10 protein-coding genes are annotated in these 15,915 nt (G+C 65.1%); 5 read left to right on the forward strand and 5 right to left on the reverse strand.

The window, feature by feature from the left end:
* Window positions 1–50 precede the first annotated feature (50 nt).
* Entirely contained in the window at window positions 51–869 is an 819-nt protein-coding gene (locus tag LCD35_RS11930; RefSeq protein WP_225044180.1) for an arsenic resistance protein, read from the reverse strand.
* A gap of 563 nt (window positions 870–1,432) precedes the next feature.
* Complete coding sequence (gene mrf, locus LCD35_RS11935) at window positions 1,433–2,668, reverse strand: ribosome hibernation factor-recruiting GTPase MRF (protein ID WP_225044181.1); 1,236 nt, start codon at window positions 2,666–2,668, stop codon at window positions 1,433–1,435.
* A gap of 105 nt (window positions 2,669–2,773) precedes the next feature.
* On the opposite strand from mrf, the gene LCD35_RS11940 reads away from it, so the two are divergent.
* Together LCD35_RS11940 and LCD35_RS11945 are read left to right on the forward strand one after the other, a co-directional pair.
* The gene (locus LCD35_RS11940) at window positions 2,774–3,904 is read left to right on the forward strand and encodes an NAD(P)/FAD-dependent oxidoreductase (RefSeq protein ID WP_224966383.1); all 1,131 of its coding nucleotides are present in this window, start codon (window positions 2,774–2,776) and stop codon (window positions 3,902–3,904) included.
* A 124-nt stretch (window positions 3,905–4,028) separates the two neighbouring features.
* A complete protein-coding gene (locus LCD35_RS11945; protein ID WP_225044182.1) occupies window positions 4,029–4,838 on the forward strand; it encodes a class I SAM-dependent methyltransferase in 810 nt (269 codons plus the stop codon).
* Between the two features lie 1,392 nt (window positions 4,839–6,230).
* On the opposite strand, the gene LCD35_RS11950 is transcribed toward LCD35_RS11945, so the two are convergent.
* From LCD35_RS11950 to LCD35_RS11960, 3 genes are all read right to left on the reverse strand, one after another.
* Entirely contained in the window at window positions 6,231–7,289 is a 1,059-nt protein-coding gene (locus LCD35_RS11950) for a hypothetical protein (protein ID WP_225044183.1), read from the reverse strand.
* Window positions 7,286–7,639, reverse strand: a complete 354-nt coding sequence (locus LCD35_RS11955; protein ID WP_225044184.1) for a PadR family transcriptional regulator — start codon at window positions 7,637–7,639, stop codon at window positions 7,286–7,288. The genes LCD35_RS11950 and LCD35_RS11955 overlap by 4 nt, the downstream gene beginning before the upstream one ends.
* A 1,240-nt stretch (window positions 7,640–8,879) precedes the next feature.
* A complete protein-coding gene (locus LCD35_RS11960) occupies window positions 8,880–9,572 on the reverse strand; it encodes a TetR/AcrR family transcriptional regulator (RefSeq protein WP_224966387.1) in 693 nt (230 codons plus the stop codon).
* 122 nt (window positions 9,573–9,694) lie between these two features.
* Here LCD35_RS11960 and LCD35_RS11965 point away from each other — a divergent pair, with 122 nt between their 5' ends.
* The 3 genes from LCD35_RS11965 (at window position 9,695) to LCD35_RS11975 (ending at window position 15,766) form a co-directional block, all read left to right on the forward strand.
* Window positions 9,695–11,239 (forward strand): MFS transporter, encoded by a 1,545-nt coding sequence (locus tag LCD35_RS11965; RefSeq protein WP_224966388.1) that lies wholly within the window; start codon window positions 9,695–9,697, stop codon window positions 11,237–11,239.
* A gap of 13 nt (window positions 11,240–11,252) precedes the next feature.
* A complete protein-coding gene (locus LCD35_RS11970) occupies window positions 11,253–14,402 on the forward strand; it encodes a bifunctional cytochrome P450/NADPH--P450 reductase (RefSeq protein ID WP_225044185.1) in 3,150 nt (1,049 codons plus the stop codon).
* Window positions 14,403–14,608: 206 nt separating this feature from the next.
* The gene (locus tag LCD35_RS11975) at window positions 14,609–15,766 is read left to right on the forward strand and encodes an MFS transporter (RefSeq protein ID WP_224966390.1); all 1,158 of its coding nucleotides are present in this window, start codon (window positions 14,609–14,611) and stop codon (window positions 15,764–15,766) included.
* Window positions 15,767–15,915: the final 149 nt, after the last annotated feature.

Genomic DNA, 15,915 nt, shown 5'->3' on the forward strand with positions numbered 1-15,915 from the left:
GAGCTCTGCGTGCCCGCGCGTCGAACCAGGCCGGGAACGGTTGCCGGGTTTCATCGGCGTTTCCTCGAAAGCAGCGTTCGCAGCGCGACGAGGTGCGGGAATTCCACCAGCATCCCGATCGTGATCGCGGCATGTGTGAGGTGCTGATCAGGGAAAGTGATCGTGGTCAGGGCGAGCATCATCGGGGCATTGCGTGCCGCCGTCGTCATCACCAGCAGGGCGTGCTCTGCATACTGGATATGAAAGGTTCGTGAGATGGCTCCGGCGAGCAGGTAAGTGACGACGAAGAATGTCAAAGTGACGGCGAGAATCCGCAACATCGAGTCTGCGTTGTTCACCATGGCCCGAGTGTTTCCGGCGAATATCTCGATTACCAGAAACGCCAGTGCGATCGGTATTGCTTTCCCCGCCGACTTCATCGTGCGGTTGAAGGCCGCGGTGGAAAGAGTCGCGTGCAATGCCGCGCGGGCCGCTGTCGCGACGAGTACGGGGAGGAGGAACCACGTGCAGAGCGACTGGGTGATCTCTCCGATGTCCCAGGGGGTGCTGTTGCGCGTCAGCGCGTAGATGACCACGGGGTAGAGCAAGAGCTGAGTGAGCATGTTGACCGGCACGAGTATCGCACCGATCGTTGTGTTCCCGTCGGCGAGCCGGGTGAATCCCAAGAACCAATCCGTGCACGGGGCCCACAGGTAGAGGAACACTCCCGTGGCGAGCAAAGGCTGATCGGGAAGCATGATGAGGACGAGAAGCGTGGCTATGATGGGGCTCAGGATGAAATTGTGAGACCAGGTGACTCCGACGAAGCGCAGCTGTTCCCGCGACGGGGTTTGCGCGCTGAATGCCGTTTCCAGCATCAGCAGTGTCACGAGCGCGAGGACAGTGTGACCGACCGCCGCGTCGGCCAGCTGGGCGGCAGGGGGGCTGGTCAGTCCGAGTAGTGATCCGACCCCGATTCCGGATAGGACAAGAATCGGCGTACCCGATCCGTCCGGTATTTCAGTTTTCATCTGGTGTGCTCGCTCTGGCTGTGACCGGAATCGTCGCCGAGCTGTTTTCCTTGCTCAAGGATGCGATTCGTGGATGCGAGCAAGGTGTGCTGGTGCAAAGTGACTGCCTTTTCGTATGTCTCGCCGCAGGGTGGTCCTATTCGGCGCCCGGCGGGCGCCGCCCTGCCGGGCTGTGTGCGGTCCCATTCGTCATTGTCCAGCGATGTGCGCATCCGGTCGCGCGCAAGGTCTGCCACCTCGGTGAGGCGTTGCAGAATCGGCGTATGTTGTCGATCTGTGTCGCTGGTTGACGGACGAGGTTCAGGCTGAAACGCCGTTGCCGAAATATCTGCGGCCGGTCCCGTTCGGATTGTCGGGAACGCGTCATTGCATGCGGGAGGTGGAGTGGGCCGGTTCGCAGGGTGCGGCAAGATCCACCCGGCTCATCGTTCGCCGCTGGAACCGGATCCTGTGGTCGTGTCCTCGGCGGAATCCGTGTGGGATGCCTCCTTGAACGGGTCCCGGTAGCGCAACCACGCTGCTTCGCCCTCGGCTAGTTCGTCGTCGGTCAACAGCGCTGCTTGCAGGGCATCGACGATGTCGTCCGGGTCCGTACCCGAGTGCGTGATGATCACCAACTGCTGTTCCCGATCGCCGTAGTAGGGGTCCCAGTTCAAGGACTTCATAGCGCTCTGTACGGGTGAGAGGCTTTCCCAGTCCGCGTCCTCGTGCTCGTGGCCGCCGAGGCTGGAAAACCACGGGGAGCTGTACCAGGCCCGCATGCCCGCACCTGCCGATTCGATCCACAACATCTCGTCGGGCTGAGTGGCGAGCCAGATGCGCCCCCGGCTACGGACCACTCCGTCGACGAGTGCATCGGTTGCCTCTTCGAGTCGTTCTGGGTGGAAGGGGCGGCGTGCACTGAACAGCGTCAATGCGACACCGTGCTCGTGCTCCAGTGGAGGCTGCCCTTGCAGCAGGGGACCGTGCGCGTCGTCGCACCGACCTCGCCGCGCTTCGGCGGGAAGGTCGTCGAGCAAGCTGCGGTGATCGATCCCATGTTCCGGGACACGGGATGCCAGTGGAGCCAGCCGGGTGAGTACTGCCGTGGTCGGGTCGTCGGAGACGGCGCCGGAAGTGACGAGGACATCTGCGAATTCGGCTTGACTGACAGCGATCTGTGCCAGCGTGCGGTCATCGCTTTCACCGAATGCGGCGGCGAAGGAGGGCACGGGCTCGGCTGAGGTGGCCTGCTCCAGCCAGCGTGCCTGGTCGATAGTGGTGATCACCCCTTCGATGTCCGCCACGTCGGTGACGCACTTGTCCCCGACCAGTGCGTGCGACAGTGCCCAGCACACCGGTTCCGGTTCGATACCGGGGTCCAGGTGCAGCACGATCCGATCATGCCGGCCGGTCTCGGCAAGACCTAGTGCGACGCGGAGTACGTCCTCGCGCAGCGTGCACGACAGGCAGCAGCGTACGAGTTCCACCGGGGTGGCCAGAACGCGCGACGCGGTGCGCACTTCTCTGCGGATGACACCTTCGCGAGCAGCGCTCAAGTCGTGGTGAACGGTCACGGTGCGGCTGCTGGCCGCATTGAGTCCGTCGGCGACTTCTCGTGCGCAGTCGGCGGCCAGCCCTGCGACGACAACGATCCTGGTCGGCTCGTTCGCAGACAACCGGGGACTCCTTCGATCTCGGGAAACACGGGCGGAAGTGCGCTCGCGGCGTGAGTGATCAGGCGCACGGGGCAAGACTACACGATAACGATTATCATTTTCATTATGACGCTGGTTGCAGACACCCGCCGGATCGATGCGCTCGTCGTCGGAGCTGGCCCGGCCGGTCTCGGCGCGGGGCTCGCGCTGATGGCCGTGGACGAGCTTGTGGTCGGGATCGTCGAGCGGGGACGGGTGGGCCAGACCTTCCGCCGGTGGCCGCAGAAGATGCGCTTCCTCACGCCGTCGTTCACCGGCAACGCCTTCGGGGCGATCGATCTGAACTCCATTCACCCGGAGACCTCACCCGCGCATACCCTCAAGATCGATTACCCGTCGGGGAAGGGCTACGCCCACTACCTCGACCGAGTCCGCGAACACTTCAACGCCCCCGTGCTGGAGGAGTGCGGCGTTCTTGCCGTCGACAGGAACGGTGCGGGCGAGTTCGTCGTTCAGACCAGCCGCGGCCCGATCACGGCACGAACGGTGATCTGGGCCGCTGGCGAGTTCTCCGCACCTGAGGCCCCGAGAATCCCGGGCGCTGAACTCGGGGTGCACACGTCCAAGTCCGCGGCCTGGTCTGCTCCGCACGGTCAGCCCGTGACCGTGGTGGGAGGTTACGAGTCGGGCATCGACGTGGCCTGCTCGCTGGTTCACCAGGGCAATCCGGTGACGGTCGTGGATCCACGTGCTCCGTGGGAAGCGGAGGGTTCCGATCCGTCGATGGTGTTGGCGCCGCGTACCCGGCAGCGACTGGAACGGGCGAGGGCCAGCGGGCTCCTGCACTTCGCATCCGGCGCGGCCGCCACGTCGATTCGTCGCAACGGGGACGCATACGTCGTGCACACGACTGAGGGCGACGAGATGCGAACGGAGACCCCGCCGGTATTGGCGACCGGGTATCGCCCGGCGCTGAACGCGGTGGAGGGGCTTTTCGTCGCGCGAGAGGACGGATGGCCACTGCTGACCGAAGACGACGAGTCCACCACCACCCCGGGGCTGTTCTTCTGCGGGCCGTCGGTGCGGCACCGGGCGCTGCACCTGTGCTTCGTCTACAAGTTCCGGCAGCGCTTCGCCCATATCGCTGAGGTCATCGGAAAGCGCTTGGAAAAAGACACCGAAGGACTCAAAACCTGGCACGCTGCCGGCATGGTCGTCCACGACGTGGCTGCGTGCGATGTCGACTGCGCGTGCTGAGCGTCCTCCGGCGACCGCACGCCCCCGCCCGACGGCCGAGGTGCTCTGCGCCACCGATGGATGAAACGCGCAGATCATTCCTAACCCCGAAGTGGGGCGTCCGTAGCGATGAAAGGGATTTCGGGTGAATGCAGGAAAGCTGGGTGCATTGTTCGGGGCGACGAGGCAGGACTATGTCGCCTGCACGCCGCTGGTCTGGGGGCCGATGGGGCGAGCCCTCGTCGATGAAGTTGCTCCCGGTGCAGGACACCGGGTGCTCGACGCGTGCTGCGGAGCCGGAGCGTCGGCGATTCCCGCCGGGCGTGCCGTGGGAGAGAGCGGAACGGTCGACGCGGTAGACCTCGCCGCAGGCCTGCTGACCGCCGGCCGAGAACGGGCCGACGCCGAAGGAGTCGGCAACGTGTCCTTCTGGGAAGCGGACGTGACATCCTGGCAGCCACCGAATGGGATGCCCTACGACAGGGTGCAATGCGCGTATGGTGTGTTCTTTCTGCCGGAGATGGATACGGCGGCGGCCCGCTTGGTCGGCCTGCTGCGCAGCGGGGGACGATTCGGAGTCAGCGTGTGGCGCAGAGGCGCGATCGAAGAATACAGCAAGGCGTTTTACAACATCGTCGAACGGTACAAACCGAACATCGCGGACGGGCAGGATCAGCCGAATCCCATCACCCGAATCAACACTCGGGAATCGCTGTCGCAATGGTTCCAAGGCCTCGGTCTCACCGAAGTCACGGTGCGGGAAGTGCCCGGCGCGGTGCCGTCCGGCCAAGATTTCGCCTGGCGGTTCGTTCTCGGTAGCGGACTCCGCGGTGCCCTCGACGGTCTGACGCCCGATCAGGTACGCGCACTGCGCGGAGATTTTCTCGCCTCGCTGGACGAACAGGATGTGCGGACAGTGGATACCAGCACGCTCGTGGGCACCGGGGTCCGTTGATCGCGTGCCGGGGCGCACCGGTTCCAGGTGAGCCCCGTTCGAGTCCTGAACTCCCGAACGTGGAGGCAGACGGGCGGCGATTGCCGTCCGTCTGCCATCGGTTCGATCTTTCCGAAGCTGTGACCCAGGAATCCTATGCGCCATCCTGAAAATATGGGTAGTCGCGCTCCTTTTGGTCGGTATTATTCGGGGCGATGTAGTGCACGCAGTGAATCCACAGCACGACACGAGACCGCGAATGTTCTCTGGGCAGTGATGCTCGTCGATAGCGCTCGGCACTGGACCGAGTGAGGCGGTGCAACGAAGCTTGGGGGAGCCTTGCATGCGACAAGGGGATAGGCGAACAGATACTAAATGGCAGGCAGGGGCCATGCTCGGCCAAATATTTGCAATGCCGCGGATGGTGTGCACAGACGGGCGGCGAGGCGCGCGAGGGCTGGGCGGTCACTGAGCGCGCGGCCCTCGACGTCGCGAACGATCGGTGTGGGGTTCACGGCTGGGGAAATGCCTGTGTGGGGGGCGAGAGGTGTGTCAGGGTGTCATGTCGGCAAGTTCGGCACCGATGCAGAGTCGGGCGAGGCCATCGAACGTCGTTCCGTAGTCCCCGCGCTGTACAGCGACGGTGTCTCCGACCTTTCAGAGCGGTGAAGAGGGGCGAACGCGAACCGAAGCCGGGGAACGTCGGTTACTGCCGGCGAGGTTGGGTTCGACGGGGAGTACGGCGGCATAGTCCGCGATTCGCGGAGGTGGCGGCGCATGGTTTCGGCGCAGTCTGATCAGCACCAGGCAGTGAGGTCTGCGGGGTTGGTGCAGGGCGCACCGTGATCGTTCTCGTTGGTGGGTCCTCCGGTGGGGTTCGGTGTGGTGTTTATCGAGTGATCGGTCGGGAAAGGTGGTCAGCGATGGCGTTTTCTGCGCTAGCGTTGGTTCTGCGAGTTCCTCGTGCAGGGCCGGTTTCGGGAAATCACTGTCGCGTCGAAGCCGGTGAGTGGCGCTCGCGCGAGTGCCCGGGCTGGGGTTGAACCTCCATCGACCTCAGCCCGGCCTCCCTGTTTCTGGGGTACCCATGGGCTTACGAGACAGCGTTTAGGCCAGCCTGCGGGTGCTCTCGGCGTGTTCTCGGGAGTCTCGCCGACACGAGCCAGGAACCGTGAACGACCTGATCGCACTTGTCGCTAACCAGCGCACTCTTCAGTCACTCCTGTCGCGGGCTCGCGGGCGCCGGGTTCATGGGTGCGACCGTGCGGGTTCCGCCGGTCCAACGCCGTCGTCCACGAAGCTCGTCTCCGGACCGCTTCCCGCGCTGATCGCTCGGCAGCGGTCCGGGGCCTCCCGAACCTAGGGCACGATCGCGTTCATCGGAGAAGCCGACCGGTCCCGCGCTTTCGCGGCTCAGGCCTGGCGGAGGAGCCGCTGCAACCAGAAGGCCGCGGTGCTCCCGGAGAGCAGGAGCAACACGCCGGCGGTGAGGAGCCGTCCGCTCCACTGCCAGTCCCCGGCGATCCCGTGCGTGAGGACCAGTCCCGTGGCCAGGGCGGCGAGCACGGCCCAGAACCAGGCCAGCCGCCGCGAGCGCACCCGCTCGGCCCGCTCGAACCGATCGGCGTAGCTCTCGGGGGAGCCGAACTCTTCGCGCGCAGATCGGCCGGACTGCGCGATGTGGTCTCGGGACTCGGCGATGATCTGCGCTACGCGGGCATCGGTCATGTCGTCCCGGCGCCGCAGGGTGGCGGCCAGCTCATCGCACCACACCGCTTGGTCGTCGCCGACGGCCGAACCCGGTTCCCCGGCGGGCCGCGCATCAGGCTGCGGCCACACCTTGCCGACGATCCAGGCGGCGGCCCACCAGGCTCCCCCGAGCACGAGGTGCCAGAGCCCACCGGCTTCGAAGGCGGGGCTATCGCCGAACGTGAGGAAGAGTGTCGCGATGATCAATGCCAGTGCCACGACGGTGCCAGCGGCCAGGCCCACCGCGGAGTGGAAGGAGCGCTCGACCCTGGCCCGGTGGAAGGTCTGGAGAACGGCGAGCGGCGCGGCGCTCAACAGGAGCGGGAACAGCACGTACATCGGGGTGTAGACCTCGGTGCCCCTCTTGTCGAGCAGCGTCAACAGGAACTGGATGCTCGAGATGAGGCCGGCGCCGATCAGCGAGACGATCACTAGGTCGCGCCGGGTGGTCACGTCCGGCGCGGGCCGGACGTTCTCGCCGTTTTCCCACCGTTCTCGCTGGTACTTCGCGGCCCAGTCGGCAGGGGTGCCGAACAGCTCCGCCGGAGCCTCCCCGCTGTCCGCGACGGTGGGCAACAACTCGCGCACGGCTTCGTCGGCCACCTGGCGCGGGACGCCGTCGAGCACCAAGCGCGCGACGGCGAACTGCGCCCAGTCGCCGTCGGTGCTCACGCCACGTGCTGCGGTGAATTGCTGCTGGACCGCTTCCAGTCCGGTGCTCATGAGCGTTCTCCTTCGTGATCGGTGTGTTCGGAGCCCAGCGTCGTGACCAGGTCGGTCCACTGGCCGCGTTCGCGCGCGAGACGCTCACGCCCGGCAGCGGTGAGCGTGTACGCGCGGCGACCTGGCCCGCCATCTCCCTCGTGCCATGACGCCGCGATGGCGCCTGAGGATTCGAGCGTGCCGAGGAGCGGGTAGAGAGATCCGCCTCGCGGGCGGCCCATCCCGCGCCCCTCGAGTCCTGCTGCGATCGCATAGCCGTGGAGCGGGCCGCGCTCCAACGTCGCGAGGATCGCCGTAGGCATGGCGGCCCGGATCCACGCCGCTGGCCACGTTGCAACGCTGTCGTTCATGTATCTAAGTACACTTCATACTTAGATAGATTGTCAAACACCCGGACCGCACGACGACGGCGGAGCGGGCACCACCAGGGCCTTCAGCGCTACGACGGGGGATTCGCCGGCGAAGCCCGTGCGGCTGGCGAGCTGGAGCAAGTCCTCGGGTGGATGCCGTTTCGGATGCCCCAGCAGAGGCGAAGTTCGCCGAGCAGTGGTGCCGAATGTGGCTTCGGCGTTCCAGTGGAGAGTGCCGAGGCCGGGTCCGCGCTGGTCACCGCGGCGTGCGATGTGGGGCTGATGTTGCGGGCCCGGAGCGCGTCTGGCGCGACGTCGAGCGCCAGCTCAAGCCCTCCCCGTGGCATCGTGACGCCACCGCGCCACGTGCGGGCCAGCGGCAGGCACTCGGCGGGTTTCGCTTGGTGCGCCGAGTACTGGGCGCGGCGTCCAGTCTCCAGCAGCTGCTTCAAGTTTGGTTCGCGGCAGTGCTCGCGGCGGAAGGCCGTGATCCCACGCGCCCGCTTCCGTTCGACCACGTCGGCGCGTCGGGAGAATCCATTGAGGAGGCGTCTCACTGTGGGGGCGCTCAGGTGAGGGCTGGCAGGGTGAGGAATCCTGCGAAGCTGCTGGCTTTGCGTTCCCGCCGCGGGGTTAGAAAGCGATAGTTGAACAACCAGGAAAAGCTGCGTTCGACGCGACACCGGTAGCGCCCGAGCCTGGTGCTGGATTCGACGCCCGTGCGGGCGTTGCGGGGCACGATGTTCCCGTTGCGCAGCCAGTGGGCAGGTCATCGTAGACGTAGCCTTTGTCGTCGTGGATTCGCAGTGCGTCCATGTCATGGGTGTTGGCCGCGGAGACCGACACCGATAGAGGCAGCCCGCCCACCTCGGTAGAGATATGCAATTTTGACCGCTTTTTGCCTCGGTCAACGGGCTTCGGTCCGGTGGCGGATCCCCAGTCTCGTCCGATTCCTCACTCTCAGTTCAAACGTCCCCACGCGAGGACGTGGAACGACAGTATGACGCAGCCGCAGATTCGATCTGATGCGGCCCATCATCTGATAATTATTACGATATCTATGTTCCCGTGAAGGCCTCTCCCTCACGGGGTGGACTTAAGTGGCGACGTCGTTTTTCAAAGCGAGATCGGGTGGCAGCGCTCCGTGAAACAACTTACGACGCAGGGTGCTGGGGGTCTGTTTGTAAGGTGTGTCGAGCGGTCCTGTGACCCCCGGTATTCGAGGAAGGCTGATGGGGTGTCATTTTTGGCTGAGGGTTGGTCGTGCGATGGAATCAGTTGGCCGAGATCGGCGCGTGGGTTGCTTATCGCTTTTTTGTGCGAGTGCTGCGGCGATGCTTGCGAACTGGTCGAGGCTGCGGCGGGCTTGGTCGTTGTCGCGGTGTGCGAGCCATGACCATGCGACCCCGTTGAGGGTATCGAGGACGAGTTCGGCGAGCGTGCGTTCGTCTTGAAGGAATGTCAGTCCTGCTTCTGCGCCGAGGCGTTTGATGTATCCCGTCGTCTTGTTCAGGGAGACGTCATGTTCCCATCGCGGCAGGTCCTGGAGTTCGGGATTGTGCAGAGCGAAGCTGCCCAGGTCGAACAGGACCAGCTGGGCCTCAGGGTCGGATTCGATTTGAGACCAGAATGCAAGTAGCAGCGTTCGGATGTTCTCTTGAGGACTGGCCTGCGACGAGATATCCGGCCAGGCTGCGCCGAGGTCAATCTCGATGTCGCTGGCCAAGAGTGCGGCGTAGAGATCTTTTTTGGAGTGAAAACAGTAGTGGAACGCGCCGTGAGACATGTCGGCCTCGGCGCAGATCGCCCGCGTGCTCGCGGCCGCGATGCCGTCGCGCTTCATCACCCGTAGTGCTGCGTCGAGGAGCCGTCGGCGACGCTCGTCGGCGCTGATCTTCTTCCGTGGTGCCGTCACCGTCTCGTGGTCGCTCATGGCCTCATCCTAGTTGCCGTCCCCCCGCTTGAGCATGTGACTCAGACAGACGACTTGGCCAGTTGACCTAGTCGGTTGGCCAAGTTACTCTCGAGTGAGAAAGATTCGGGCTAGGAGACGACATGCGCGCAGGTGAGGGCACGGAAACCGGTTGGCCGATTGCTGGTCGCCGGTGGTGGGCACTGGGCGTCTTGACCGTTCCGGTGCTGTTGATGAGTGTCGATCTGACGGTGTTGTCGCTGGCTGTTCCGCACCTGAGTCAGGATTTGGCGCCGTCGGGCACACAGCTGCTGTGGATCATCGATATCTATGGGGTGTTCCTCGCGGGGTTGCTGATCTTGATGGGCGCTTGGGGGGACCGGATCGGTCGTCGCAGGTTGCTGTTGATCGGTTCGGCGGCCTTCGGGGTGGCTTCGGTTCTGGCTGCGTTCGCGTGGAGCCCGGAAGTGTTGATTCTGGCCAGGGCGTTGTTGGGGGTCGGCGGTGCCACGTTGATGCCGTCCACGCTGTCGTTGATCCGGTCGGTTTTTCAGGACGCGACCGAACGGCGGCGAGCGATCTCGGTGTGGATGGCGGTGTTCGCCGGCGGAGCGGGGCTCGGTCCGGTGATCGGCGGGGTGCTGCTGGAGCACTTTTGGTGGGGCTCGGTGTTCCTGATCAATGTGCCGATCATGATCGTACTGTTGATCATTGGCCCTGTGCTGCTGCCCGAGTCGAAAGATCCGCGGCCTGGCCCGTTCGACGTGCTGTCAGTGATCTTGTTGATCGCGGCGATTCTCGCGGTTATCTTCGGATTCAAGGATGCGGGCAAACAGGGATGGAGCTTTGTTTCGATCGCGTGGATTCTCGGCGGAATTCTGATCGCATGGACGTTCACCTACCGGCAGCGCACGCTCACCCATCCTTTGATCGACATTACGTTGTTCCGGTCATTGCCGTTCACTGTTGCGGTGCTGGCCAACGTGGCGGGCGTGTTCGCGATGACCGGGGTGCTCTACTTCTTCCCGCAGTACGTGCAAGTCGTCCTGCAACGGTCCCCGCTTGAGGCCGGATTGTGGTCGTTGCCTTTGGCTGCGGGCGCGATCCTGGGGTCGCTCGCCGCTCCATCGGTCGCGAGGGCACTGTCCATGGGATGGGTGATCGGCTTCGGTTTGGCCACGGCCGCATGCGGCTATCTGGTGTTGAGCTTCCTGGGCGGGAACGAGGCGATGCTCCTGTCCTTCACAGGCGGCGCGTTCTTGGGCCTAGGAGTCGGCGTGGCCGACACTCTCACCAACGACGTGATCATCGGCACGGCGCCCGCGGACAAAGCCGGCGCCGCAGCCGGTATCAGCGAGACCGCCTATGAGCTCGGCGGTGCGATGGGCACCGCAGTCTTGGGAAGCGTCGGTGCGAGTCTGTACACCGGTACCGTCGCCCAGAATCTCGCAGGAGAGCTCCCCGACGAGGTCGTCGGCCCGGCTTCGGAGACGGTCGGCGCGGCCAGCGGCATCGCCACGACACTACCGCCCGAGTCGGCGGCACCGTTCATGGCGGTCGTGAGCGATGCGTTCGTCGGTGCGATGACACACACCTTCTTCGCCGCAGCAGTCATCGTCGCCCTCGCTGCGCTCGGGGCCGTGCTCGCGCTCCGGAAGCATCGATCCACTACCCAGTCTGACCATTAACAAGGAGATTCTGATGGCCGATCAATCCGGTGCGATCGCGGCGGAATGGATTCCCGGTCCCAAATCGTTGCCTGTGGTGGGCAACTTGTTCGACGTGCTCGGAGGAACGCAAGAGACCACAATCGAATTCGCCGAGGACTATCACGCCCGATTCGGTGGTATCTTCGTCCTCAACGTATTGGGGCAGCGCCAGATCTTCGCTTCCCACCATGAGCTCGTAGCGCAGATGTGCTCGAACCCGCTATGGTCGAAATCGGTGCACGATGCTCTGAAAAAGGTTCGCGACTTCGGTGGCGACGGGCTGTTCACTGCTTACAACGAGGAACCGAACTGGGGCAAAGCTCACCGGCTGTTGATGCCGGCGTTCGGCACTATGGCGATGAGGGACTACTTCCCGCAGATGCTCGACATCGCCGAGCAGATGATGACCCGCTGGGAGCGGTTCGGACCGGACCACGCCATCGACGTTGCCGAAGACATGACCAGGCTGACCCTCGACACGATCGCGCTGTGCGCCTTCGACGTCCGCTTCAACTCCTTCTATTCGGAGAAGCCACATCCTTTCGTGGACGCGATGGTGCGCGCACTGGTCGAAGCTGGCGAACGCACGGAGCGGCTGCCCGGCGTGCAACCCTTCCTCGTCGGCACGAATCGGCAATACCGGGACGATCTGTCCACCATGCGACAGATCACCGAGCGCATCGTCGCCTTGCGGACACGCACACCAAGCGAGGAACGCCCGGACGACCTGCTGGAGCGGATGCTCAGCGCCGCAGACCCACTCACCGGGGAGAAACTTTCGGAAGAGAACATCCAGTACCAGCTGGCGACATTCCTCGTCGCAGGGCATGAGACCACCTCCGGGCTGTTGTCTTTCGCCACGCACGAGCTTTTGGCTCATCCTGATGTGCTCGCCAAAGCACGCGATGTGGTGGATCAAGTACTCGGGGACAGGACTCCCCGATTCGACGACCTCGCCCGCCTCGGCTACATCGGCCAGGTTCTGCGCGAGACGCTGCGGTTGCATCCCACCGCACCCGCCTTCGCTCTTACGCCGAGTGAACCCACGACCCTCGGCGGATACGAGATCGGCCCGGACGACAGCGTGATGGTCATGCTCCCCGTGCTGCACAGGGATCCCGCGGTGTGGCCAGAACCAGACCGGTTCGATCCGGATCGCTTCGCCCCGGACCGGATGAACGAGATCCCCGAGTACGCGTGGATGCCCTTCGGGCACGGTGCCAGGGCCTGCATCGGTCGTCCCTTCGCGCTGCAGGAGGCGACGCTCGTGCTCGCGATGGTTCTCCAGCGCTTCGACATCACTCTCGTCGACCCAGGCTACGAGCTTGCAATCAGCGAGTCGCTGACCATCAAACCCAAGGACCTCGCCGTCCGAGCCAAGGCCCGGACGAGCCGTTCCCGAGCCCAGGCTGAGACCGCCTCCACTGCCCGAACAGCACGACCAGTGTCGCCGACGCGCGCCGCGGACGGACCACCGCCGCACGGCACCCCTATGCAGATCCTCTATGGCTCCAACGGCGGCAGCGGTGAACGCCTGGCCCGCACCATCGCCGCCGACGGGGCCGCTCGTGGCTGGAACACCGCCGTCGCGGCGTTGGACGACTACGGAAAACCACTTCCGGTCGACGGGCCGGTCGTGATCGTGACCTCGTCCTACAATGGCAACCCGCCCGACAACGCGGTGACGTTCGTCGACTGGCTCACTCAAGCATCGCCGGATCTGTCCAACGTGGACTACCTCGTGCTCGGCTGCGGCAGCCTCGATTGGGCTCCCACCTATCAACGGGTGCCTGCCTTGATCGACGAGGCGATGAGCGCCGCCGGCGCCACCAGGGTTCGCGAACGTGGTGCCATCGACGCACGCACAGACTTCTTCGGCGATTGGGAACGCTGGTACCAGCCGCTGTGGGCAGAACTTGCCACGCACTACGGGATCGACGACACCCAGCCGACCGGGCCGCGCTACCGAATCACGGTCTCCGACCAGCCCGATGCGGACCGTGACGCCGCCACGGCGGTGGTACTGGAAAATCGCGAACTCACCCGCGGTCCCGCCGAAAAATCGAAGAGACACCTCGAACTGCGCTTGCCGGAAGGGACCTCCTACCGCACCGGAGACTACCTTTCCGTGCTGCCCCAGAATCATCCGAGCCTGGTCGCACGCATGATCGCCAGACTCGCCGTCGGCGCCGACCAGATCGTGACCGTCGTCTCCGATGCGCCCAGCGGCAGGATCCCCGTCGACCTGCCCACGAGGGTAGACGATCTGCTCACCCGCCATGTCGACCTTTCCGCGCCGGCCTCGCCAGGCGTCGTCACGGCCCTGGCCCAAAGCACGAAATGCCCCCCCGAACACGACGAACTCGACAAACTCGCCGGATCGGAATACGCGGATGTGGTCAGGGCACGACGGTTGTCCCTGCTGGATCTGCTGGAAATGTTCCCGTCCTGTCAGGTCGATCTGGCGTGGGTTCTGGAGAGGCTGACTGAGCCGCGCGTGCGTCAATACTCGATCTCTTCGGCTGCCGAAGTGCAGGCCGACGTCGCGCTCACCGTGTCCGTCGTCGAAACCCCGGCACTCTCGGGCACCGGTACCTACCGGGGAGCCGCCTCCAGCTATCTGCAGCGGGCACTGCCCGGCGATCAGATCACCGTGGCCCTCGCCCAACCGCAGGAGTCCTTCCGCCCGCCGTCGGACAACTCGGTACCGATCATCATGATTGCTTCTGGATCGGGGATCGCGCCGTTCCGGGCGTTCATCCAGGCCCGACACGCCCGTGCAGAACGGGGCGAAGCACAGGGCGAGAACGTGCTGTTCTTCGGCTGCCGACACCCCGAACACGACGACCTCTACGTGGACGAGTTCGCCCCGCACGAAGCGGCCGGGACCCTACGGACGTACCGGGCCTACTCGCAGCGTCCCGACGACCACGTTCGCTACGTCCAGCACCGGCTTTGGGCCCAGCGCGACACCGTGCTCGATCTCGTGGAACGCGGTGCCCACGTCTACGTGTGCGGCGATGCCACTGGCATGGGGCCCGCCGTCGAGGACACCCTCATCCGAATCGGCCATCGTGAACACGGCTCCGACTGGATCGCCCGGCTGGCGGCCGACGGGCGTTACGCGACCGACCTCTTCTAACGGACCGCGCAGGCCAGCGCTGTGCGGCACGCACACCGAGATGTATCTTTACCGTAATATAACGTGGATAATATTTCGTGTGGGTGTGCGGACCCAGGAGGGCGGGTAGCAGCTGAGCCCGCCGAATCCGCCCGGATCACGGCTGATGCCCCCGAGCGGGGACTGGCGGTCGGCGTCGATGAGAAAAGAGCTCATATGTCAGATCAATGTCCACGGTGGACGAACCGATGCGGTCACTGAGCCGCTCCTCGTCCGGGATCGGCTTCGGCGTCGGTGCCGCACTGATTACGGGGGCTTCGCTGGGAAACCTAGGGGCCAACTTGATGCCGGTGCTGTTACCGGGCGTGGCGAACAGGTTCCACCTCTCGAACGCCTCGGCGGGCATGGTCGCCACGCTGCAGCTGCTGGCAACGGCGCTGGCCGCCCTGATCGTGGCGCCACGGGCGGCCCGGTCTGGGCGGCCGCGCGTCGCCACGTTGGGGCTCGCCGCCACGGTTGCCGGCTTCGTGGCCGCCGCCGCTGCGCCGGATCTTGCGGTGCTGGCCCTGGGAAACATTGTGGCCGGGGTGGGGCTCGGCATTGGCTACGCCGCCGCCATGGCCGCGATCACTGCTACACGTGACACCGACCGGGCCTCAGTTGTTGCCGTCGTAGGCGGCACGATCGTGATCGCGGTCCTTGTCATCGCGTTACCCGAGGCGAACGCCGCGTGGGGTGGTGCGGCCGGCTTCGCGGTTTTAGCAGCGTGCTGCCTACCGGCTTTCTGGCTGGTGCGCGCTCTTCCCGACAGTGTTGAACCCGATCGGGCAACTGGATCGGCTGTCTCGGTGCCCGTCGTGTTCCTGCTTGCGGTCGCACTGTTGGGGGCGGCGGATCAAGGGGCCTGGTCCTACAGTGCCGTGCTGGGCGAACGCTACGCTGGGATGTCTACCGACGCGGTCTCGGTGGTACTGGCGATCGCATCGATCACATCATTGGCCGGAGTCGGCCTGAGCGCGATGGCGGCCGGCAAGTTCGGACGTTTGCCCACCATCGCCGTTCTCACTGCCGTGGAGGGGGGTGCCAAGTTAGTGATCGCCGCCGACCCCTCGCCCCTGAGCTACGGCGGTGCTGCGATCGTGTGGCAGGTTTGCTTCATGGGCCTGCTCGTCCAAGTCCTCGCCGTGGCGGCGGCCGCAGACCCCAGCGGCCGCTGGGTTGCGGCCGCCAGTGGTGCACTGGCGATCGGCACAGGACTAGGGCCCGCCCCCGCGGGCTGGCTCCTCGACTCATTCGGCGCACCGACGTTCGGGCTAGTCCTCGCCCTCGCAACCGGTGTCGCAGCAGTGCCTCTTTTGCGTGCCATACGTCCCATCTGCCAGTAAATGGCAGCAGGCGGGCTAAATAAAGCGGTGCGGGGGGGGGGGGGGGGGGGGGGGGACGGGATGGCCGCGCCCCCCCGGACGCCGCATGGGCGCGGGGTTGGGGGGGGTGGGATTAATTGGGGGGTGGGGTGGGAGCGGGAGGGGGGGGG

It is taken from the genome of Saccharopolyspora sp. 6V, from assembly GCF_020176785.1.
Lineage (GTDB): Bacteria > Actinomycetota > Actinomycetes > Mycobacteriales > Pseudonocardiaceae > Saccharopolyspora_C > Saccharopolyspora_C gregorii.